At 37.5% G+C, this 21,677-nt stretch carries 23 protein-coding genes; 22 read left to right on the top strand and 1 reads right to left on the bottom strand.

The features are described from left to right. Positions 1-322 precede the first annotated feature (322 nt). From FCL54_RS16180 to FCL54_RS16200, 5 genes are all read left to right on the top strand, one after another. Positions 323-1,357 carry a serine hydrolase domain-containing protein gene (locus FCL54_RS16180; RefSeq protein WP_138127777.1) on the top strand — a complete coding sequence of 345 codons (1,035 nt, stop codon included), beginning with the start codon at positions 323-325 and terminating at the stop codon, positions 1,355-1,357. 220 nt (positions 1,358-1,577) lie between these two features. Next, positions 1,578-2,165, top strand: a complete 588-nt coding sequence (locus FCL54_RS16185; RefSeq protein ID WP_138127778.1) for a histidine phosphatase family protein — start codon at positions 1,578-1,580, stop codon at positions 2,163-2,165. Between the two features lie 114 nt (positions 2,166-2,279). Further along, on the top strand, positions 2,280-2,714 hold the full coding sequence (locus FCL54_RS16190; RefSeq protein ID WP_138127779.1) for a MarR family winged helix-turn-helix transcriptional regulator: 435 nt from the start codon (positions 2,280-2,282) through the stop codon (positions 2,712-2,714). A 49-nt stretch (positions 2,715-2,763) separates the two neighbouring features. Beyond that, positions 2,764-3,411 (top strand): SDR family oxidoreductase, encoded by a 648-nt coding sequence (locus tag FCL54_RS16195; RefSeq protein WP_138127780.1) that lies wholly within the window; start codon positions 2,764-2,766, stop codon positions 3,409-3,411. Positions 3,412-3,461: 50 nt separating this feature from the next. After that, positions 3,462-3,989, top strand: a complete 528-nt coding sequence (locus FCL54_RS16200; RefSeq protein WP_138127781.1) for an NAD(P)H-dependent oxidoreductase — start codon at positions 3,462-3,464, stop codon at positions 3,987-3,989. A 97-nt stretch (positions 3,990-4,086) separates the two neighbouring features. Here FCL54_RS16200 and FCL54_RS16205 read toward each other — a convergent pair whose 3' ends face one another. Then, on the bottom strand, positions 4,087-5,514 hold the full coding sequence (locus FCL54_RS16205; protein ID WP_138127782.1) for a DHA2 family efflux MFS transporter permease subunit: 1,428 nt from the start codon (positions 5,512-5,514) through the stop codon (positions 4,087-4,089). Positions 5,515-5,754: 240 nt separating this feature from the next. On the opposite strand from FCL54_RS16205, the gene FCL54_RS16210 reads away from it, so the two are divergent. From FCL54_RS16210 to FCL54_RS16295, 17 genes are all read left to right on the top strand, one after another. Then, positions 5,755-6,738 (top strand): tRNA dihydrouridine synthase, encoded by a 984-nt coding sequence (locus tag FCL54_RS16210; protein WP_171016881.1) that lies wholly within the window; start codon positions 5,755-5,757, stop codon positions 6,736-6,738. Positions 6,739-7,459: 721 nt separating this feature from the next. Next, complete coding sequence (locus FCL54_RS16215; protein ID WP_138127783.1) at positions 7,460-8,191, top strand: alpha/beta fold hydrolase; 732 nt, start codon at positions 7,460-7,462, stop codon at positions 8,189-8,191. Positions 8,192-8,305: 114 nt separating this feature from the next. After that, entirely contained in the window at positions 8,306-8,767 is a 462-nt protein-coding gene (locus tag FCL54_RS16220; RefSeq protein ID WP_138127784.1) for a GNAT family N-acetyltransferase, read from the top strand. Positions 8,768-8,851: 84 nt separating this feature from the next. Beyond that, positions 8,852-9,610 carry a Nif3-like dinuclear metal center hexameric protein gene (locus tag FCL54_RS16225; protein WP_138127785.1) on the top strand — a complete coding sequence of 253 codons (759 nt, stop codon included), beginning with the start codon at positions 8,852-8,854 and terminating at the stop codon, positions 9,608-9,610. A gap of 133 nt (positions 9,611-9,743) precedes the next feature. Next, positions 9,744-10,751, top strand: coding sequence for a phosphotransferase (locus FCL54_RS16230; RefSeq protein WP_138127786.1), 1,008 nt, complete (start codon positions 9,744-9,746; stop codon positions 10,749-10,751). A 537-nt stretch (positions 10,752-11,288) separates the two neighbouring features. Next, positions 11,289-12,311 (top strand): aldo/keto reductase, encoded by a 1,023-nt coding sequence (locus tag FCL54_RS16240; protein WP_138127787.1) that lies wholly within the window; start codon positions 11,289-11,291, stop codon positions 12,309-12,311. A gap of 197 nt (positions 12,312-12,508) precedes the next feature. After that, positions 12,509-12,916, top strand: coding sequence for a VOC family protein (locus FCL54_RS16245; RefSeq protein WP_138127788.1), 408 nt, complete (start codon positions 12,509-12,511; stop codon positions 12,914-12,916). Positions 12,917-12,983: 67 nt separating this feature from the next. After that, positions 12,984-13,358: a VOC family protein gene (locus tag FCL54_RS16250; RefSeq protein ID WP_138127789.1), complete on the top strand. Its 375-nt coding sequence runs from the start codon at positions 12,984-12,986 to the stop codon at positions 13,356-13,358. 227 nt (positions 13,359-13,585) lie between these two features. Next, complete coding sequence (locus tag FCL54_RS16255) at positions 13,586-14,083, top strand: GNAT family N-acetyltransferase (protein WP_138127893.1); 498 nt, start codon at positions 13,586-13,588, stop codon at positions 14,081-14,083. Positions 14,084-14,276: 193 nt separating this feature from the next. After that, positions 14,277-14,924 (top strand): YdbC family protein, encoded by a 648-nt coding sequence (locus FCL54_RS16260; RefSeq protein WP_138127790.1) that lies wholly within the window; start codon positions 14,277-14,279, stop codon positions 14,922-14,924. 253 nt (positions 14,925-15,177) lie between these two features. Next, a complete protein-coding gene (locus FCL54_RS16265) occupies positions 15,178-16,377 on the top strand; it encodes a DUF4910 domain-containing protein (RefSeq protein WP_138127791.1) in 1,200 nt (399 codons plus the stop codon). Positions 16,378-16,381: 4 nt separating this feature from the next. Next, on the top strand, positions 16,382-16,936 hold the full coding sequence (locus FCL54_RS16270; RefSeq protein WP_138127792.1) for a 2'-5' RNA ligase family protein: 555 nt from the start codon (positions 16,382-16,384) through the stop codon (positions 16,934-16,936). A gap of 132 nt (positions 16,937-17,068) precedes the next feature. Beyond that, positions 17,069-17,566: a DinB family protein gene (locus FCL54_RS16275; protein WP_138127793.1), complete on the top strand. Its 498-nt coding sequence runs from the start codon at positions 17,069-17,071 to the stop codon at positions 17,564-17,566. A gap of 406 nt (positions 17,567-17,972) precedes the next feature. Then, entirely contained in the window at positions 17,973-18,641 is a 669-nt protein-coding gene (locus FCL54_RS16280) for a Type 1 glutamine amidotransferase-like domain-containing protein (RefSeq protein ID WP_138127794.1), read from the top strand. Between the two features lie 489 nt (positions 18,642-19,130). Then, the gene (locus FCL54_RS16285) at positions 19,131-19,547 is read left to right on the top strand and encodes a YciI family protein (protein ID WP_138127795.1); all 417 of its coding nucleotides are present in this window, start codon (positions 19,131-19,133) and stop codon (positions 19,545-19,547) included. After that, complete coding sequence (locus FCL54_RS16290; RefSeq protein WP_138127796.1) at positions 19,547-20,800, top strand: RNA polymerase sigma factor; 1,254 nt, start codon at positions 19,547-19,549, stop codon at positions 20,798-20,800. Before FCL54_RS16285 ends, FCL54_RS16290 begins: the two co-directional genes overlap by 1 nt. 93 nt (positions 20,801-20,893) lie before the next feature. Beyond that, positions 20,894-21,268 carry a YciI family protein gene (locus FCL54_RS16295; RefSeq protein ID WP_138127797.1) on the top strand — a complete coding sequence of 125 codons (375 nt, stop codon included), beginning with the start codon at positions 20,894-20,896 and terminating at the stop codon, positions 21,266-21,268. The last annotated feature ends 409 nt before the right edge of the window (positions 21,269-21,677 follow it).

Raw genomic sequence — 21,677 nt, forward strand, 5'->3', positions numbered from 1 at the left:
TTCCCTATAGTGTTAAAGTTAGAAGACGTTAAGAGTTATGTAACTCGTTTTGTTTTCTAAGGTGTTCTTTCACAAACGGGTTGCAGATCATCTCATTGTCATGGAAGAAAGTGGAGGGATTGTTAAATGGGAGGGTATTTGTAAAAATTTAGAAAGTTTGTTATAGTCAAAAAGATTGAGTTGAAACGGGGGTTTTACTGATGATGATAATTGAACAATAATATATAGGAATAATGCCAGACAAATCAATTTGTTCTAGCAAATTCCTATTTCTTAAACAAAACCAGTAACTGAATAATAAATAATTTTCGGAGGAATAGCTATGAACAAAAAGTTGCAAGAGAAGATTTCGGATATTCAAAATAAGGTTAATTTTTCAGGCTCAGTATTCGTTGAAGAAAATGATAAAGTGATAGTCGAAAAAAGCTTTGGTTATGCAAATCGGTCTGATCAGCTGGAAAATAACCTGGGGACTCGCTTTGGGATAGCATCTGGATGCAAACTGTTTACTGCAATTGCTGTTTGCCAGCTCGTTGAAAAGGGGAAAATTTCTTTTGATTCGAAATTGGCTGATTGTCTTGATATTGAATTTAAACATTTCGATGATAAAGTGACTGTCCATCATCTACTGGCACATACTGCGGGAATCCCGGATTACTTTGATGAGGATGTAATGGATGACTTTGAGGAACTATGGGTTGCAAATCCTATGTATCATATAAGAAAGTTAGAAGATTTCTTGCCATTGTTTCAAAATGAACCTATGAAAAACCAGGTAGGCGAAACGTTTCACTACAACAATGCTGGTTACATTTTATTAGGGTTAATCGTTGAACAAACAAGTGGACTTGAATTCTCTGACTATGTCCAGGCCCATATCTTCAATAAGGCTAATATGACGGACTCCGGGTATTTTTCATTTGATATGCTACCGCCAAATACAGCATCAGGCTATATCGATAATCCTGACGGAACCTGGAAAACAAACATCTATTCATTACCTGTAAAAGGCGGTTCAGATGGTGGTGCTTTTGTAACTGCTTATGATATGGCTAAGCTGTGGAGAGCACTTATGAATTATCAGCTTTTAAATGAAACGTACACAAATAAGCTTTTATCCATTCATTCACAAGTCAGTGAGAGTAGCTTTTATGGTTATGGTGTTTGGATAAAGAAAAACACAGAAAACAATATCCTGAAATATCATGTAATGGGTTATGATCCAGGAGTCAGCTTTCATTCTGCTCACTATCCTGACTTATCGATAAATGTTGTTGTTTGTTCTAATAAGTCTGATGGGGCGTTTGATATCATGAGTGCTATTGAAGAAGAAGTGACAAAAATTCAAGCCTTATAATAGAGGGAGTTTAGAAGAACCTTACTTTCTGGGTTCTTCTTTTTTAAAGCAAGTAAAAGGTTATGAATAGATGTACCTAAATTATTGTGTGAGTTTCCGCAACAGTTCTTTTCTTTTAATAATTAATTAATAAAGAATAAAGAATAAAGAAACATTGTAAAAGTATAGACGAAGAATTGAAAAAGAAAGATGAGAAAACTTTATGGGAGGAAAATAAATTATGAGTACGGTTGTTTATATGGTGAGACACGGTGAGTCGCCAAAGGAAGGAAATGAAAGAACAAGAGGATTAACCGAAAAAGGCCATTTAGATGCTGAACGAGTAACAGACATATTGATAAATGAGGAAATTGATGCAGTTGTTTCAAGCCCATACATACGTTCAATTTCAACTGTCAAAAAGTTAGCGAAACAAATAGGGAAAGAAGTTTATGTATATGAAGATTTAAAAGAAAGGATATTTTCTCCTGAAGGCAATCGAGTAGCTGATAAGGAATTGGTTCCACTATTGGAGAAGTCATTTTTGGAATCAAATTTTGCTTTAGAGGGTGGAGAATCAAATGCTGAGTGCCAAAAAAGGGCAATAAAAGTTTTTAAAGAACTATTAGATGTTTTTAGAGATAAAAAAATAGTGATAGGAACTCACGGGGCTATTATGACGTTGATGATGGGATATTTCGATAGGAAGTATGACCTGGATTTTTTATATAGCACATCCAAACCTGATATTTATAGAATGGAATTCAATGGACAGGAATTAGTGAATGTTCGAAGGTTATGGAGTGTAAATAATGGTGTTAGCCGATAAAATTTTTTATTAGAAACTTTTGAAGACGATCTGCCTTGTAGCTCTTCTAAAGTGTTGACTATCTAAATTAATCATGTTAATTTGTATATGCAAATGAAGAAAAGGGATGATTACATGAATGAAGAAGAACAGGTATTAATTCATTGTCTTTACTTTACAGCAAGTCGGTTCGCTCGTAACATTACAAAATTAGCTGAAAAAACATTTGACTTTGGTGATGTTGCTCCTTCCTATCTTTACATGATAATGATTGTAAAGTTCCATCCTGGAATCACACAGAAGGAGTTATGCCACAAATTGTCTATTGCACCTTCCACAAGTACAAGATTTATTGATAAACTTGAAAAATTAAAACTCGTCACTAAAAAAATGGATGGGAAACAGACTCGGATAACTTTAACGGATGATGGAGAAGAAGTTTACCAGCAATTCCGGATTTCTTTAAAAGAATTGTTTTCCAGTTATTCCAAAGTCCTTGGAAAGGAATTCAGTAAAGACCTGAGTAAAACGCTTCACGAAGCTAGCAATATGTTAGAAAGAGACTTGTAATTTTTTTACCCCTTCATTTGCATATACAAATATATTAGGAGGATTAATTATGTCAGATAAGATATTACTAATTGTTGGTGCTGGTCCTGGTATTAGCTTAAAAACAGCAAGGAAATTCGGAAAAGAAGGTTTTAAAGTTGCCTTGATTTCCCGCAGTATGGAATCATTACAGAAATATGAAAACGAACTTGAAAATGATGGGATCGAAGCAAAGGGATTTCCAGGGGATGTCTCTTCAGTAGAATCCTTGAAAACAGCCATTGAAACGGTAATCAAAACTTATGGGAAAATTGATGTCCTTTTATACAATGCTGCTTCAGGAAAACCTGGCAAGCCAACAATATTAAGCGAAGATCAATTAGTAGAAGATTTTAAAGTCAGTGTAATTGGAGCTCTTACTAGCATAAAAGAAGTGGTTCCTTATATGGAAAATGGAACAATTTTGTTAACAGGCGGTGGATTAGCACTTTACCCATATGCTGATTATTCTTCATTAGCGATTGGTAAAGCAGGTCTTCGCAATTTAGCATATAGCTTGCATCAAGAGCTTAGTCCAAAGGGGATTTATGTTGGTACATTAACGATCAAAGGTTTTGTGAAAGAAGGTACATACTTCTCATCGGAGAACATTGCTGAATCCTTCTATCACATGTATGAAAACCGAAAAGATGTAGAAGTTAGTTTTGAAGAAAAGTAAAAAAATTTTACAGCATCATTTGCATATACAAATGTGAAAGGAGCTTAGTGATGAAAAAAACATTAGTTATTGTTGCTCATCCCAATTTAACTGCTTCCGTCATCAACAAGACCTGGAAGGAACGAGTGATCCAGGAAACCGATATTATTGTGCATGATTTATATGCCAAATATCCGGACGGCAATATTGATGTCGCTTATGAACAACAATTACTTCTTGAACATGATCGCATTGTTTTTCAATTCCCATTCTACTGGTACAGCAGTCCTTCTTTATTAAAGGAGTGGCAGGATGTTGTTCTAACTTACGGATGGGCATTTGGATCAGAAGGAACGAAATTGCGGGGGAAGGAGTTTATGTTAGCCATTTCAACTGGAGGACCTGAAACTGCATATCAAGCTGGCGGGTCCAATCTTTTCAGCATGAGTGAGTTAACCAAACCCTTTCAGGCAACAGCTAACTTGACCGGAATGCGGTTCTTACCCACTTTTATGAAGCAGGGAGTTCGTTACTTTACGAATGAGGAAGTTCGTGAAAGTGCAGAAGCGTTTGTACATCATCTGAAAAATAACTATTAAAAAAGTGGAAGCGAAAAAGGGGCTGACATTTTTGAGTCAGTCCCCTTTTTCTTTAGATGGAACAGCGTCATAGTGTATGGGCATTAATGTGATTACCCTAAACCTGATCCAACTTTTCCTGATCAAGCCTTTCCAACTCTTCCTCTGAAGGTCGGCTATTTTTAATAAAGATGGATATGATCAGGCCGATCAGTGATAGTAATCCAACAACTATAAATGCGATTTTTGCACCAAAGATATCTGGATTTGCGATGTCTGTCCCTGTCGCCGCATCTTCGGTTGTTGTCATCACCGTAACGAGAATCGCGGTTCCAACAGAAGCTGCGATTGACCTCATTGTATTATCCATAGCTGCTCCGTGTGGAATAAGCCGTTTTGGCAACTGGTTGAGCCCCGCCGTAGCAATTGGCATCATCACCATCGATAAGCCGAACATCCGGATGCTATACATAATCATCATAAAAGCTAGCGACGTGGATGTATCGATTCTTATAAACGCAAACGTAGACAACATTATGATCGTTAGGCCAACCATCACCAGCTTTTTCGCGCCGAATTTATCAAAAATACGACCTGTGATCGGTGACATGAATCCAGTGATCAATGCACCCGGTAAAAGTGCGATCCCAGCTTCAAAAGCAGTGAAGTCGCGCATGTTTTGCATATAAAGCGGAATTAGAGTTTCCACTCCGATTAAGCCCATGAACGTAATCATGCCAATGATAACCGCAAGCGGGAAAATGGAATAGGTGAACACTCTGAATTCCAGCATCGGGTGTTTTAGCTTTAATTGTCTTAGTATAAAGACCAGGAGGGTTACAAACCCTACTGCTAATGTCACGATAGTCATGCTATCCAACCAGCCGTTGTTTCCCGCTGAAGTGAAACCGTACAACAATCCACCGAAGCCGATCGAAGATAAGAACACCGACGGGATATCCAATTTAGGCTTCCTTAATTCCGTAACATTTTTTAAGGCAAAATGCGCAATAATAATATCGATAATAGCAATTGGTAGAATTATAAAGAATAACACTCTCCAGGAATAATTCTCTGTCACCCAACCGGATAAGGCTGGACCGATCGCCGGAGCAAACGAGATTACAAGTCCGATCAGCCCCATGGCTGACCCGCGTTTATTTACAGGGAAGATTAGTAAAAATACCGTCTGCATCAGCGGCAGCATCACACCCGCACCAGCAGATTGGATAATCCTCCCGACCAATAACATAGGAAAATTAGGAGCGACCCCTGCCACAAGTGTCCCAACAGCGAATACACTCATCGCTGTCATAAACAACTGCCTTGTTGTAAATCGTTCTAATAAAAAGGCGCTGACAGGGATCATTACCCCGTTTACGAGCATAAATACAGTTGTTAGCCACTGGCCAGTGTTTGCCGTGATCCCCATTTCTTCCATAATTGGTGGAATCGCTGTGATCATTAAGGTTTGATTCAAAATTGCAATAAACGATCCTGCAAGCAACAATGCAACGATCGTCCTTTGGTTATAATCCTGTTTCATCGGGTTTCCCTCTCATGTTCATTAAACTTAAAATCACTCATTTAGGATAAACGATTTGATAGTAATAATCTACAAATGTGATTGGTGAAATAAGGGAGTAGAACATGAGTATATAAGATTTGAAAAAAAGTGCTTGAACATGGTATAAGTGTAAAGGAAGTAAAGACATCTTTGCTTTTTATTTTTGGGGCATACCGAGGTTTGTCCTGTTGCCCTGATAATGAGAGGATTGAATTTGAAATGAAAGATAATTTTTGGCGTGAATTACCACGGCCGTTTTTTATATTGGCACCAATGGAAGATGTGACGGATGTTGTTTTTCGCCATGTCGTGAGCGAAGCAGCCAGGCCTGATGTGTTTTTCACAGAGTTTACGAACTCGGAAAGTTATTGTCATCCGGATGGGCGCCAGAGTGTGCGCGGGCGTTTGACTTATACAGAAGATGAACAACCGATCGTGGCTCATATATGGGGAGATAAGCCAGAATATTTCCGCGAGATGAGTATCGGAATGGCAAAAGAAGGTTTCCGCGGTATTGATATCAATATGGGCTGTCCTGTTGCGAATGTGGCAGGGAATGGGAAGGGCTCAGGTCTTATCCGCCGTCCGGAACTTGCAGCCGAGCTGATACAAGCTGCAAAAGCAGGCGGGTTGCCAGTAAGCGTGAAGACAAGACTTGGCTACACAGATGTAGATGAATGGCACGGCTGGCTCAAACACTTGTTGGAACAAGACATCGTTAACCTTTCTATCCATCTGCGGACAAGAAAGGAAATGAGTAAAGTGGATGCGCACTGGGAACTGATTCCGGAGATCAAGAAACTTCGTGATGAGGTGGCACCAGATACCCTGTTGACGATCAATGGGGATATTCCTGACCGTCAAACCGGCCTTGAACTCGTTCGTCAAACCGGTGTGGATGGGGTTATGATCGGACGAGGTATCTTTACAAATCCATTTGCATTCGAAAAGGAGAAGAAAGAGCATAGCGACAAGGAATTGCTCGATCTCTTAAGATTGCATCTTGACCTCTTTGATCAATATACAGAGGAATTTGAATCCCGTCCATTCAAACCACTCCGTCGCTTCTTTAAGATATATGTTCGCGGGTTTCGCGGGGCAAGTGAATTAAGAAATCAATTGATGGAAACAGAGAATACGGATGAAGTTCGTACATTGCTTGAAAAGTTTGAGTCAAAGTATGTTGATAGGCAGCTTTCGTAAACACTGGTGCTATTGGAGGCGGAAGCGGTTGGTTTCGCTCCGGGATGCCGCTTTCCGCAGGTCGGACGGTTAGCCTTTCGCGGCGTAAAGCATAAGGGAGCTGACTGGTGTGTCAGCTTCCTGATTCCATCATTATTAGAGGTCATCAGATCCGTTATTTGTGACAAATGGGCATTTTTAAAAAATTATAGGTCATCTGTTCCGTTATTCACCGCCAAAACGCCTATTTTTATTCGATTTTGAGCAAATAGCGGAACAAATGACCTCATTTTTTCTAAAAGTTGTGTTTTTATACGAATAGCGGATTATATGACCTATAATTCCTAATCCGGATGAAATGCATCACACTTCTGACTGAGTTACCATCGTTGGTTATAGATCTGATGTTCATCCTATTGTGTGTGGACAATCTGGACATGGAAGCGGTTGAGGACTGAGCACTGGTATCTTTAAATTATAAAATGACAAAGCACTCCAGGATGTTGATACAACAATATCCTGGGGTGTTTTTTATCTTTGGAAACAAACAAGCGAGCCAACTTACGAAGTGACGCTTTTATTACATCATAGCCATAAAGTGAAAATAAATGATTAAACTAGAGGGTACAAGAGTTGAAGTTAAGGAGTTGTTGTAGCAGCTCCTTTTTTGTTGAAGTAAAGAGCAGGATTGTCGAATAAAGATGAGGAATAACAATTATAGACGATTCTTCAGGGGGGAATTATGGCTAAAAGTGTTATTGGACAAAGGGTGAATGTAGAGGGAATTGAGCTATATTATGAATATATAACAAGTTCTACTGATGATATAACGATAGTGTTTGAATCTGGTTATGGTTGGGATTTGAATAACTGGAATTCAATTAGGGAGGATGTCTCGAAGTTTGGCAATATGTTTTTGTACGATAGGGACGGTATTGGCAAAAGCGAGAAAAGTAATAAACCGAAACATAGTATACAAATTATCAAGAACCTTAGGATTCTTCTCAAAAAGGCAGAAATAAAACCACCATATCTACTCGTAGGACATTCCTTCGGGGGTGTAAATGTCAGATTATATGCTAGTAAATATCCAGAAGAAGTTGCAGGGATAATTCTTTTAGACTCCGTTCATGAAGATCAAAATAAGAAGATGGTTCCGTTTTTTACTGAGAAAGTTCGAAAAGAGTATTTAGGTCAATTTGCAGTGGAGGCTACGCTAAATGAATTTGAAGAAAGTTTGGAGCAAGTAAGAGGAGTAACGCTTGGAAGCATTCCGCTTCTCGTGATCACTGGTGGGACACAGTCACATCATACTACACAATCTATGGCTCTATGGATGAATTTTCAGACTGAACTTGCCCGTCTATCCTCAAAAGGCAATCATCTTATCATCAAAGAAGCTGGACACGCTATCCATATTGATGAACCTAAAATAGTTATTAATGTTATTAAGGAAATGATAGAGAAGTTATAAATCTTTCTTCTGTTAAAGGGTGCGTTTCTCCGAGAAGGAGACCGTACCTTTCTTATTGAAGTAACAGGGCAGGTTCGTTTGACAATAAATAGATTTTATATGGGAGGAAATCAAGTGAATATCAGACTTGCTGAAGCAAAAGACATAAAACAATTAATCAAAATGAGGTGGGATAATACCATTGAATTTGATGAGAGCAAAAAAGACGAGTCCTATGAAGATTTTGAAAAGGAATGTCAAACATTTCTTGAAAATGCGCTAAGTAGTAGCCAGTGGTATATTTGGGTTGCCGAGGATAAGGAGGAAATTGCTTCACATATCTACGTAGAATTAATACAAAAAGTGCCGCGCCCTGGTAGAATAACTCAACCATTTGCATATATGACCAACGTGTACACCATTCCAGAGTACCGAAATGCAGGCGTTGGCAGTAAATTATTAAGTACAATAAACAAGTGGATCAGGGAAAACAATTATGAATTTGTTATTGTATGGCCCAGTGAAGAATCCATCCATTATTATCAGAAAAATGGTTATGTCCATTGCACGGAACCCATGGAATATTTTCCATCTTAAGTAACGGGGGCAATTGATAAAAAATGACTGTCGCGTTAACAGTTATAACGAGTGTAATTAAAGAAGGAAAGTAGGATGACAAAAATGAACCTGAAACAATTCGAACAATATATCCAAAAGCTTTTTACTGAAGAGTTATTAGAAGAATTTCATGACGATTACGGCTTTACCGATAAATCGAACGATTCAATTTCAAAAATTGGGTATTCAACAAATTTATCTATCGAAACAATTGAAAAAGCTGCCGAGAACAATGTTGACTTGATGGTCACTCACCATGATGCATGGGATTTTATTTATGGATTAAAAGAGGAATGCCTCAATAAATTAGAGGAATACAATATCAGTCACTTTTGGATACATGGTCCACTGGATTTTGTTGACTTTGGAACTAGTACTTCTCTTATGAAGGTTATGGGTATTGACCGTGTGATTAAATACTCAGCCTATGATAATGGGGAGATGCCTGGTGTAGGTGAATTTAGTAAACCTATTGATTTTAATGTTGTAGTTCAAAGGCTGAGAAATAAGTTAGAGGAACCAGTCAGGTTTTGGAAAAATAACGAAAAACAGGTGAAGAAGGTTGGAGTATTAACCGGGGCAGGACATTCTTCTACCAATATTAAAATGGCAGTTGATGAGGGTTGTGATACATATGTAACTGGAGAAGCAACTTTATACACCATTCAATATGCCAAATTCGCGGGGATCAACCTTTTAGTAGGCAGTCACACTTTCACAGAAATTTTCGGCGTGGAAAGTTTAGTAAATAAAATTCAGGGATTAGATACAGGCATTAAAATTATTGAATTAAAGGAAAAACACTTTGAGTTGAATCATTGATTTTAAATGCAAGAGTTGAAGATCCAGGAGTTGTCGGTAGTTGGGTTAACCAGGTTAACAAGTGGGAAGTAGATTGGTTCTCGTTGCTAACCTTAATGAGATGTTTAATTAAAGATGAAATATTAAGGGGTATATGAAAGTGGTTGATTTTCAATTGTTTAAAAAGTTATGTGTCGAGTCCAAACTCGGAGAAATAATTGGGGTTCCAATATCAATATCAGGTGGTCTTTTGCATAAGATGTTTGCGGTTGAAACGAATAAAGGAAAATATGCTATTAAAATCTTAAATCCCCAAATTATGAAAAGACCTGATGCAATGAATAATTATATTAATTCAGAGAGAATCGCTAATTTGGTATCAAAGAAAGTACCTGCTGCCCCAGCAAAAATAATCAATGGTGACTTTATTCTAAAAAAAGATAGTCACTTCTATATGGTCTTCGATTGGGTAGAGGGGCAAACTCTTAAACCAGCTTTCATTAGTTGTAGACATAGTGAAAAGATAGGTTCTTTACTCGCTGCTATACATAGGACAGATTTTTCGGAGATTAATATAGAAGAAGATTTAGAAAACAATGAACAGACCATCGACTGGAATTATTACTTCCATGAAGGACAAAAAAGTAATGCTGAATGGATTGAATTAATGATTGGAAATGTTGATAAACTTTATGAATGGAGTTCGTTAGCAAACAAAGCGAACAAGTTACTTTCATCAAATTTTGTTATTAGCCATAGGGATTTGGATCCAAAAAATGTTCTATGGTATCAAGATAACCCAGTATTAATTGATTGGGAGTCAGCAGGTCATGTGAATCCAATGCACGATTTAGTAGAAACAGCACTATACTGGTCTGAGGATGAGACAGGATACGTGGATAAAGAAAGGTTTTTTGCTTTTATAAATGGTTATAAAAAGATCAACGGAGAAATTAAGGCAGACTGGCCTACTGTGTTAGAAAATGGCTATTTAGGAAAACTAGGTTGGCTTGAATACAATTTAAAGCGTTCTTTGTGGATTGAATGTACGAATAAAGAAGAACAAATGATGGGTACGGCACAAGTAATAGGAACAATAAAGGAAATAAACGATTATGCTGAGAAAAGTTCAAAATTAGTAGACTGGCTTGATTCACTATAGGGTTGCGATTGTTTAAGATCAGGAGTTATTGCAGCAGCTCACATCTTATTGAGCTAAAGGACAGGTACGTGTATTAAGCCTTTTTTATTTATACAAAAAAATTAGAATTATGCACTATCTTGAATGGGGGGAAGTTAAGTATATTGAAAAAAATCATAGAAGGAATAATTTATTTTTTGATTACAGTTTTAATTTTCATCGTCTTATGGAAAGTTACAGGGAAAGTTTGGGAGGAATTTGTTCCTTTGAATTATAAAACAAATTTAATAGGATTTATTTTTGTAACTCCAATAGTTATCATACTTTCATTTAGTCTATCTAGTATGATTTTTCATTTTATAAGGAAATCCGATTAAAGTTTTTATTGTTTAACGGGGACTTTAGTTTGAAACGAAAATAAGTTAAGACCAAAAAAGGGGGCACTAAACTATCTTAGTGCTCCCTTTAATTTAATTATATCACTCTCGGTGTTGAATTTTCAGTCTTTTTTATTTTGAAATAATTGTTAGCATTAAGGTAGCAAAAAGGAGGGATTTTATGATCGGAGGTTATGCAACATCTAAGGATACATCAAGTTTCTTAGAAAAGTACAGGATTGTAAAAAAGGAAACTCCCTGGTTTTGTATCTCCCCAATTGCCATTGGTACACATTTAGGTAATATGGATCAAACGGATTCTGAACTTTATCAAACATCGATTGAGTATGGATTAAAAAACGGCATAAACTTTATAGACACAGCGATTAACTATCGAGGAATGCGTTCCGAGCGGGATATAGGCATTGTTATTTCACGCCTAATAAGTGAAGGGCTTCTATTGCGCAGCGAATTTGTAATTTCCTCCAAGGCTGGAATTATTCCCGGGGATATTGATGCAGGACTTGTACCTAAAGATTATTTACAAAAAGTACTCCTTGATCAAGGAGTTTTACAGGTATCCGATTTAAATATCGTCGAACACCACCGTCACGTTTTGGCTCCTTCTTACTATGAGTTTGCGATTGAGCAGAGCAAGACACATCTTGGTTTAGAGACAATTGATATTCATTACATACATAATCCTGAGATTTCAATGGAGGTTCTGGGAGAAGAAGATTTTTATAAAAAACTTGAACCGTTATTTTTATTTTACGAAGACCAAGTTAGAAAAGGAAATATTCGTTTTTACGGGTTTGCAACTTGGAATAGTCTTATATGTGATCCCAACGAGAAAGGTTACATTTCATTAGGAAAAGTTGTGGATGTGGTAAAGGAACTGATTGGAGAGAATCACCATTTCAAATTTATTCAATGTCCTTTTAACAGCGTTATGGATGAAGCTAAACATAAGAAAACGCAACTGGTAAATCAAAACCCTTCTTCAGTTTTAGAAGCTGCAAACCAACTGGATTTAACAGTAGTGACAAGCGCTCCTTTTAATTCAGGTAAATTAATTAGCACAGATAAAATTCCAGACACTGAAATCCAATCAATTTTAAATGAACCAGAAATCCGGTCGGTAATGGTGGGGATGAAAAATCTTAGAAATGTGATTAACAATCTTAAATTGATAAAGAAATAACCATTTTATCTTCAACTAAAGGTTGCAATAGTTAAAAATCAATCAGCTGGTATCCAACGATGCCAGTTTCTTTTTTACGATCGGTTAATACTGTATTACCAAGATTTTTGGAAGTTTGTAAAATAGGCAGGAATTGATAAATGATTTCCAGAATGTGTAAGAGTTGTAAAAATTCATTTATCGAGAGGAGTAAAAATATGAATGAAACGACATTAGAAACTGGTCTAGAAGGCATAGCTTATTGTTGTATTCCTGTGGCTGATATTTTTCAGACTGCGGAATGGTATGTGAAACATTTTGGGTTTGAGATTAAGTTCCCGCGTGAAGATTTTCGGTTAAGTCTATGGAATAACGGGCGACCTATTCTTGACTTAGTGAAGAAAGATGCTGACACAACAGCAACGTTCACACTTAATGACAAACCCCATTGGATTATTACCTTTAGAACAAAAAATATCAAAGCCTTATACGACAAGCTTAAAGCAGAAGGCGTTTCAGTGAGACCTTCTATTAGTGATGAAGGTGAATGGGGCAAGTTCTTCACGTTTACAGATCCAGACGGGAATTTCTTTGATGTGTGGGAGAATCCTGACTGTCCGATGTAATTAATTGTTACCTTAAAAAGCAGATTTCAAAGCAATCTTTTTATCTTTAAATGAAGGAGAGGTAAGTATGAGTAAATCGTTTATTGACCAAGTTCATTATATTAGAATCCCAGTGAGAGATTTAGAGCAGTCTTCGAAGTGGTATAGAGATGTTTTAGGACTACAGTTGTTAACCATTACGGATGATCCATTTGCGATTATGAAAGTAAACGAGGGATCTTTTTTACTTATCCTGGTTCCGACTGAAGATGAAACATTCGTACATTTTACAGTTGAAAATGAACCAGCCTTTAGCCTCGGCTTTACAAGCCCTGATCTATTAGGTTTTCGTCAACATCTTTTAGATAATGACGTGAAGGTTGAGGATATAAAAGAAGATAATGGACACTCCTATTTCCACTTCTTTGATCTAAATGGTAATAAACTTCAAGTACACTGGTGAAATTACATACATGATTTGATTGCGACAAGAATTAGTGTAATTAAAACACCCAAAATGCAAAGCACTTTCCGTTTTGGGTGTTTTATATTGTTTTGTGGTGGTGCTAGAGTTTCGGTTCAGAAGTTGTCGCGGGAACTCCTTTCTTAATGAACGGGTAGTTTAGTTGAATTATGAGTGAAGTAGAATTAAAATATATACAAACATATATTCGGTTTGGGGGAGTATTAATGGAAACGTCTACTCAAAGTACTTTTAACGTATCTCTGGATTTTTACAGGGAAAAATATAGGCCGGAACTAAATGACTATCATTTATCAGGAGAACAAAGCAAATATGCTTCGGTCCCTTTAACTGCATTACTGAAATGCGAAAAGGATAGTTCCAGGCACCCAGTCGTTATTCTATATAACGGTGAACCAGCAGGCTTTTTTATTTTGCATGGTTGGGAAGGGGTTAAGGCTTATAGTGACAACAAAGATGCAATTCTTTTAAGAGGTTATTCAGTTAATACTAAGTTCCAAGGAAAAGGAATTGCTAAGCAGTCGTTAATAGTTTTAGAGTCTTTTGTAAATCGAAATTTTCCAAGTAAGAATGAAATCATTTTGGCAGTTAATCATGAGAATGTAATTGCTCAACATGTTTATAAAAAGGCCGGATTTGTAGATAAAGGGGTTAGGGTAATGGGCAGGAAAGGTGAATTATTTATTTTACATAAACCCATGTAGTAATTCCTTTCAAACTCATCTTTAAGGAACGTGGCTTAGTTGAATAATAGGTCATTAAATTCATAATAAAAGGAGCTTGAAGTGTTTATTTCTAACCAATAAATGTTCTATTTTTACAGGATTTTTGTGTTTTGTATTCCAAAACCAAACTCGTTAGGTTTAAGGTGGTTTAACAATATGGAGGTTTAAGTTAATGATTATAAAAAGAATCTCTTGCAAGGTAAAAGAAGGTAACAAAGAAAAATTTTACGAACATCAAAAGCAATGGAAACCTCTTAAGCAAGTAAAAGGTTTTTTAGGTCAAATTGGGGGTTGGAGTATAAAATACCCATTAACAGCTTGTGTTTATTCTTTTTGGAAGACCCAAAAGGATTATGGTCAATTTATGGAAGAGAAACATGACCAAATCTTTGTTAATTCAGGGCAAGAAAGCACCTATGAATCAATTGATGTGAGTTTGTTCCAAGAAAAGCTAAGGGTTCCTGGGGCGGAAGATAACATTGTAAATGTTGTTAAAATAGCTAATTATATACGAGTTGCAATGTCACAAGTTAAAGAAGATAAAATTATCCACTTTGTGGATATGCAGGAAGAAGTTTGGAATACAGGAATGAAGAAATCTAAAGGGATGCTTGGAGGAACTTTCTCATTCTCTCAAAAGCAAAGCAATGACTTTCTCATATTTACAGGATGGGAGAGTGAAGACTATCATCAACATTATATGGAAGCAAACTTTCCTGAATTATTAAAAACAGCAAAACCTCTGAATGATGTATTGAAACTTAGAGGAGAACAATTCACAGTCGAAGAAGCGTGGCGAGTCTATCCAAAAGACTGCTAAACTATGGGGTAAGATTGTTAAAGATCAGTAGTTGTCGTAACTGCTCCTTTCTTCTTGAGGTTAACGGGTTAAATTGGTTAAAAAAGAACAGCTGGTACCAAACGATACCAGCTGTTCTTTTTTCGGTCAATTACATCCTGATTTTCTCAAATATTTGGAAATTATATGGTAAAATAAAAATAGAATGATTATGTTCGATCACTAAAGGAGCGGTTTATTTTAATAACTATCCATACATATTTGGGGGCACATAATGAAGGAAAATATAATGAACCACCTTAACACGTTATCAACTGAGATTGGATGCCGACCTGTGGGGACCAGGGCGAATCAGGAAGCATCCAATTATATCGAAAATGTTTTCAAAAACTCCGGATTAGAAGTAGAAATACAAGAATTTAAAGTCCCAGATTGGCAACTGATCGAGGCTTTAATCGAATTAAATGATGTACGACTTGAGGCAAAAGGGAATAACTTTTCTAAACCATGTGATGTTTCAGGAGAAATCGTTCCTTTTTGCACGATAGAAGAACTTGCCTCATCATCTGATTTAGAAGGGAAAATAGCTTTTTTATATGGGGAGTTATCAAAAGAGAATTATGTTCCAAAAGGGTTTACCATTTATAATCCAGAACACCATCAACAAACAATTCGTTTACTTGAAGGAAAAAAACCTTCAGCCATCATATTTGTAAGAATGGAAAAAGGAAGAAATTTACCTGTCATAAATGATTGGGACTTTTCCATCCCTTCACTTACTGTTTCCCCAGAGGTAGGTTTAATAATAAAAAATAGTCTTCCAATCTCCTCAGCGAAATGTGTGATCGAGAGTAAGAGAACACAGGGAAAAACAAGAAACATTATAGGAAGAGTAAAAGGTACAGGGACAGAAAAGATTATCCTTACAGCTCATTATGATACAGTGTTTGAGACTAACGGAGCGTTCGATAATGCCTCAGGAGTTGCTCTTGTCCTTTCGCTAGCCGAGGAGATTGCAAAGCGGAAAGATTGGCAAACTGGATTTGAGTTTATAGCATTCAGCTCCGAAGAGTACCTTGGTCTTGGAGACGAGCTTTATTTAAATGAACATAAAAAAAGTCTCAAGGATGCAATAGTAGCTATGAATTTTGATGGTATTGGGCAAGCACTGGGAACAAATAACATCACTCTTATGTCTGGGTCGGACGAATTAGAAGCTGATTTAAAAGCAATCAAGAGGGAGTTTCCATCGGTTCAATGGACAGCTCCGTGGTATGAAAGCAATCACTACACTTTTTTCTCAAACGGAGTTCCGAGCATCCCTTTCAGTTGCAGTGGAGTTTCTGATTTATTGCATACTAGTGATGATACCACTCAGTGGATATGTAATGACAAGTTGAACGAGGCATACTTGCTTGTTCTTGAAATAATAAAGAATTTGCAAGGAAAAACAAGTGAATGGACAAGGAGATGAAGTTTTGTATTGGATTATAGGGTTATTTGATGACGAGACAGAAGAAACCATCAAAAAAATATGGGAAGAATTAAGTGTAAATTCGATTTCTTTTTATTCGGATGAAGTTAAAGATGCAAGACCTCATATTACTTTCGGAAGTTATTATAATTTAAATAAGCATGAATACATTAAGATGATGGATGATTATTATGATGACAAACAAAGTATCAAAATAACATTTAACACATTAGGCTCTTTTTTAAACTACCAAACGTTATTCTTGGCACCTACTATAACTAATGAACTTATCACTTTTCACTCTAACCACCATAAATATTTTGAGAAGTTTAACAGTAATGCAAACGAATATTATTTACCTGACCAATGGATCCCTCATTGTACTTTAGCTAATAAAATCTCCCCTGAAAAATTGTCCGAGGCATTCAACTATTGTCTAAAAAGAAACCATACTATTCATGGCAGCATAAATGAAATTGCATTATTAGAGTCAGTTGAAAACACCACTCCAAATCTTGAAGCCCCAATAATTTTTTCTAAACCATTAAAATTGCTTTAGGACCTCCTCTTACTGGAGTAAAGGAGGAGGTTAGTGAAAGAATGTTATTTGTTTCATAAATGATATAATTATTTATATATTAAAAAAACAGAAATTTCAGATTTTACCCAACTGTTACAAAGGAGTATTTAAATGAGTGATTATAAACTGCTTATTACTTTCAAAAGTGATCTTTACAATTATTCACTGGAACAACTAAGATATATTTCTGAAGAAGGAGTTTGGTCTATTGGACAGATGTATGACCATTTAATTGTTGTTGCTCATGAGTATCTTGATAATATTGAAACATGTGCTTCCCTTAATGAGGAACAACCCCTTGGGAAAACCCAATTTGGTGAGCAATTATATAGGAACGGAGGGTTTCCACCAATTAAAATAAGATTACCAGATGAACTAAATTCTCCACCAAATAATTCAGACAGCAAGGAAGACCTAATTAGCAGGATGGTTCAGTTAATTCAAAGGTTGAGTCATTGGGAATCAAAAGTGGATTATATTAACCCAAATAATAAAGTTGAACATGGAGGGTTCGGCTGGTTGAATGCAAAGGAATGGTATGATTTGGTTGGAATGCATTTTCGTCATCATTTGCGTCAAAAAAATGAGTTAGAAAGTTACATATTATAAGTGGAAATTATATCATAAATCGTGTGCCCACCTTTAACTAACAAAGCAGATTAATTCAAGAAGGAAAGAGATAGTAGGATGATGTTTCAACATAAAGAAAATAACACCAAGTAAGCTTTGTTTATGTTTAATTTTGACAAAGTAGAAGAGAATATTAATCTGCAATTTTCAAAATAGATGTTGAAAGATTCTTAGCAATCTATGTACATTTTTTTCGATACTATCACACATTTGGGTATAATCAGACAAAATCCCACAAAGGACTTATAACCATCCTTATAGAAAATATACTTGAAACGGGAAGGTCCTTGATTAGATATAATTTAGTTAATATGGTTTTTTACCAGCTTAATCTGTACAAACGACGTCCGCACTCCCTTTGAAGTAAACGACAAGGAGAGAAGTTATGAAATTTCTGCTCACATCTGCAGGTATAAATAACAAAAGCATGCACGACACGCTGGTTGACATGCTGGACAAGCCGATCGCCGACTCCAACGCCCTGTGTATCCCCACCGCGATGTACGGACACCCCTGGGTTGGCCCTGGCGTCAAGGCCTGGCAGTTCATCAGCGGGAATTCCGAGAATCCCATGGTTGACCTGGGTTGGAAGTCCGTCGGCGTGCTGGAGCTCACAGCGCTGCCAAGCATCGACGAAGAACGCTGGGTGCAACTGGTCCAGGAGACAGACGTCTTACTGGTGTCGGGCGGCGATGCCCTCTACCTTTGCTATTGGATGCGGCAATCCGGGCTTGCAGACCTTTTGCCGTCGCTCCAAGCGGTCTATGTGGGAATGAGTGCTGGGAGCATGGTAATGGCACCTAACATCGGGGAATACTTCGTTGGCTGGACTCCACCCGGCGGTGGCGATGAAACACTGAGACTGGTCAATTTTTCAATCTTTCCGCACCTGGATCACGAGATGCTGCCAGGAAACACCATGTCTGCAGCAGAGAGATGGGCAGCGGGAATGCAGGGTCCGGCGTATGCGATTGACGATCAAACCGCCATCAAAGTAATCGACGGAGCGGTAGAAGTTATCTCCGAAGGGCATTGGAAACTGTTTTCGCCCTGAACTTTACAGCTAAACACATAAAAAACGTAGCGAGATTCTTATAATTAAAATATAATTTCACTTGAATGGTTCTTCGCTTCAACCGCATCATAAATAATCGTAAATGAGTAAACATAACACAAATTAATACACTCTAAGTAAAGAAATATTTAGACATCCGTATTCCATATAAGGGTTCGATTGTTTAAGATCTATCAGCTGGTATCAAACGATGCCAGCGTTTCTTGTTTCCCGATGAATACTTCCTGGTTGTTTTAAAGGATTTAGAAATATTATGGTAATTGAAGAATGGAATGAATATTTCGCTCTTTCGCTAAAGGTGCAGTTTAGTTCTCTCATGCCAATATTTTTATAGAGATAAATCGAAAAAAATCTTTAAAGATATTTATTTTGTCGATTTTGATTTTTCTTGTTCGTTGTATTTATACAGAGGCCGAGTATGAATGGTCTACTAAAAGGAATTTGACTTGAAAATAAGGAGGGAAACTTATGCTATTTATGCTGATTGTCAAAGCCTCACAGAATTCAGAAGGTGGAAATCTCCCAAGTCCAGAGCTCAATGAAGCCATGAGTAAGTACAATGAGGAATTAGTTAAGGCCGGTGTGCGGGTTGCAGCTAAAGGGCTTTATCCAAGTTCAAATGGGATTCGCATTTCGTTTCCGAAACCAGGGGAAAAGCCGGTGGTTACGGATGGTCCATTTACGGAAACGAAAGAGTTGATTGCCGGGTTCATTCTGATTGATGTGAAGTCAAGGGAAGAAGCCATCGAATGGGCAATGCGGATGCCGGACCCACAGGGCTTGGGGGAAGGTCAGATTGAATTGCGTCAAGTAATAGAGGATCCAATAATGTTTGCAAGAGAAGCAGCTAAATTACGCAAGAAATCAGAGAAAGAAAAACTATAGTGACAACCTGTGAAACCCATCGTACCATTGAAGGGATCTGGACAGTAGAATCGGCCAAAATCATAGCCGGTGTTGCCCGAATTGTTCAAGATGTCAGTATCGCAGAGGATTTGTCGCAAGAGGCATTAGTCATTGCACTTGAAAAATGGCCTGAGTCGGGTATACCGGAAAAACCGGGAGCCTGGCTCATGACTGTTGCCAAACGACGGGCGATAGATCTTCTGCGTCGAAACAAATTACGTGATCAAAAATATGTGGAAATAAGTCGCAACATAGAATCCAAAATGAAGTACGACTATGATTCTATTGACGAGGAGATTAATGACGATCTCCTGCGTCTTATTTTCACAACTTGTCATTCGGTGCTTTCCAGGGAATCTCGAGTCGCTCTAACTCTAAAACTGCTATGCGGATTAAAGACAGTTGAAATTGCACAAGCTTTTCTTGTGTCGGAATCAACCATTGCACAACGAATTGTCAGAGCAAAACGTACACTTTCTGCTTCAAAGGTAACTATTGAAGTTCCCGATGGACCTGAGCTTTTACGTCGGTTGTCATCCGTTCTGGAAGTGATCTATCTCATGTTTAATGAAGGATATGTTGCAACCGGTGGTGAGAACTGGATTCGTCCAACGCTATGCTATGAAGCCATTCGTCTTGGTCGGATTCTGGCGGAGGTTCTTCCTGGGGAACCGGAAGTGCATGGACTGCTTGCACTCATGGAAATCCAGGCGTCACGTTTCAAAGCGCGAATTGGTACTTCAGGAGAGCCGATATTGCTTATGGATCAGAATCGGGCGCTTTGGGATTCTCTTTTGATTCACCGCGGCTTTTCGGCGCTTAAGCGGATTGAGCAAATCGGTGGTTCCTATGGTCCTTACTCACTTCAAGCATCAATAGCTGCTTGTCATGCCAGGGCACGTACTGCATCGGAAACGGATTGGCAAGGAATATCTGCACTTTACGATGCCCTTGTCCAGGTGGCACCATCTCCTATTGTGGAGTTGAACCGTGCTGTTGCTATTTCCATGGCTTATGGACCGGCCTCTGGGCTGGTGATTGTGGACGCATTAGAAGACGATCCATTCCTAAAAAATTATCACTTGTTGCCAGTAGTTCGTGGCGACTTACTTGTTAAGTTGGGGAGAAATGAGGAAGCATGCGCTGAATTCAAGCGTGCAGCATCGTTTACACAGAATAAACAAGAGCGTACCTTTCTTCTAAAGCGGGCAACCGACTGCGTTAAAATCTAAAAGTTTCACTGCGTTAAGATCTGACGAAAAATCAAGCATAAATCAACAATATAACCATGTCGATTTATCAATTGTGATTAAGGAGAGATTTTAATGAAATATCTTTGTTTAGGTTATTTAGATCCACAGAAAATGGATGCCCGCTCCAAAGAAGAAATTGATGTCGTTATGAATCAATGTCAACCCCATCTTGATAATTTATATGATAGTGGGAAAGTGATAATTGATGCTGGTCTTGATATTCAGACTAAAACCTTAAAAAGAGTGAATGGAAAAGTGACAGTTATAGATGGTCCTTATATTGAAACAAAGGAAATGTTAGGAAGTGTGTTTATCATAGAAGCAAGGGACATGAAAGAAGCAGTGCAGTTAGCATCCTTACATCCAACTACACAATTAGATGCAGGTGAACAGTTCGGTTGGCGCCTTGAAATCCGTCCAATTCACTACTTCGAAAAAAAAGAATAGCCTTTGAAAGGTCGATGAGTTAAATTGTTATTCCGATGAAATTTACGTATTTTGCAAAGAAATCCCGTGGTAATCTATTTGGAGGATGATAGAATCATTTTGAAAAAATAAAGTTCTAGAAACGTTTAAAGCCCTACTCATTTGAGGGGGCTTTAAGTACTTTCAACTCAACACTGTTTTTTTCTTCAAGGTCTTGTCTGTTTTTAAAATCTTCATGATGGTTAAGCCCGCTGCAACTGAATTCGTATAAACGGCGATGACCTTTCCTCTTTAGCCAAGCTAAGTTTTCTCAAAACAGCAATTAATAGTATAGATAAAATTGAAACAACTAGAAAAGCAATTAAAGCTGGGATTATTTGATTACTCAAAAAAGGATACTAAGAAAGGTAATGAACTTTACAATATAGCA

It is taken from the genome of Exobacillus caeni (genome assembly GCF_005747095.1).
Taxonomy (GTDB): Bacteria; Bacillota; Bacilli; order Bacillales; family Guptibacillaceae; genus Exobacillus; species Exobacillus caeni.

What these genes read in the sequence shown, in the direction of transcription:
- FCL54_RS16180 (WP_138127777.1), top strand. Translation starts at nt 323, where the DNA reads ATGAACAAAAAGTTGCAAGAGAAGATTTCGGATATTCAAAATAAGGTT.
- FCL54_RS16185 (WP_138127778.1), top strand. Translation starts at nt 1,578, where the DNA reads ATGAGTACGGTTGTTTATATGGTGAGACACGGTGAGTCGCCAAAGGAA.
- FCL54_RS16190 (WP_138127779.1), top strand. Translation starts at nt 2,280, where the DNA reads ATGAATGAAGAAGAACAGGTATTAATTCATTGTCTTTACTTTACAGCA.
- FCL54_RS16195 (WP_138127780.1), top strand. Translation starts at nt 2,764, where the DNA reads ATGTCAGATAAGATATTACTAATTGTTGGTGCTGGTCCTGGTATTAGC.
- FCL54_RS16200 (WP_138127781.1), top strand. Translation starts at nt 3,462, where the DNA reads ATGAAAAAAACATTAGTTATTGTTGCTCATCCCAATTTAACTGCTTCC.
- FCL54_RS16205 (WP_138127782.1), bottom strand. Translation starts at nt 5,514, where the DNA reads ATGAAACAGGATTATAACCAAAGGACGATCGTTGCATTGTTGCTTGCA.
- FCL54_RS16210 (WP_171016881.1), top strand. Translation starts at nt 5,755, where the DNA reads ATGAAAGATAATTTTTGGCGTGAATTACCACGGCCGTTTTTTATATTG.
- FCL54_RS16215 (WP_138127783.1), top strand. Translation starts at nt 7,460, where the DNA reads ATGGCTAAAAGTGTTATTGGACAAAGGGTGAATGTAGAGGGAATTGAG.
- FCL54_RS16225 (WP_138127785.1), top strand. Translation starts at nt 8,852, where the DNA reads ATGAACCTGAAACAATTCGAACAATATATCCAAAAGCTTTTTACTGAA.
- FCL54_RS16230 (WP_138127786.1), top strand. Translation starts at nt 9,744, where the DNA reads ATGAAAGTGGTTGATTTTCAATTGTTTAAAAAGTTATGTGTCGAGTCC.
- FCL54_RS16240 (WP_138127787.1), top strand. Translation starts at nt 11,289, where the DNA reads ATGATCGGAGGTTATGCAACATCTAAGGATACATCAAGTTTCTTAGAA.
- FCL54_RS16245 (WP_138127788.1), top strand. Translation starts at nt 12,509, where the DNA reads ATGAATGAAACGACATTAGAAACTGGTCTAGAAGGCATAGCTTATTGT.
- FCL54_RS16250 (WP_138127789.1), top strand. Translation starts at nt 12,984, where the DNA reads ATGAGTAAATCGTTTATTGACCAAGTTCATTATATTAGAATCCCAGTG.
- FCL54_RS16255 (WP_138127893.1), top strand. Translation starts at nt 13,586, where the DNA reads ATGGAAACGTCTACTCAAAGTACTTTTAACGTATCTCTGGATTTTTAC.
- FCL54_RS16260 (WP_138127790.1), top strand. Translation starts at nt 14,277, where the DNA reads ATGATTATAAAAAGAATCTCTTGCAAGGTAAAAGAAGGTAACAAAGAA.
- FCL54_RS16265 (WP_138127791.1), top strand. Translation starts at nt 15,178, where the DNA reads ATGAAGGAAAATATAATGAACCACCTTAACACGTTATCAACTGAGATT.
- FCL54_RS16275 (WP_138127793.1), top strand. Translation starts at nt 17,069, where the DNA reads ATGAGTGATTATAAACTGCTTATTACTTTCAAAAGTGATCTTTACAAT.
- FCL54_RS16280 (WP_138127794.1), top strand. Translation starts at nt 17,973, where the DNA reads ATGAAATTTCTGCTCACATCTGCAGGTATAAATAACAAAAGCATGCAC.
- FCL54_RS16285 (WP_138127795.1), top strand. Translation starts at nt 19,131, where the DNA reads ATGCTATTTATGCTGATTGTCAAAGCCTCACAGAATTCAGAAGGTGGA.
- FCL54_RS16295 (WP_138127797.1), top strand. Translation starts at nt 20,894, where the DNA reads ATGAAATATCTTTGTTTAGGTTATTTAGATCCACAGAAAATGGATGCC.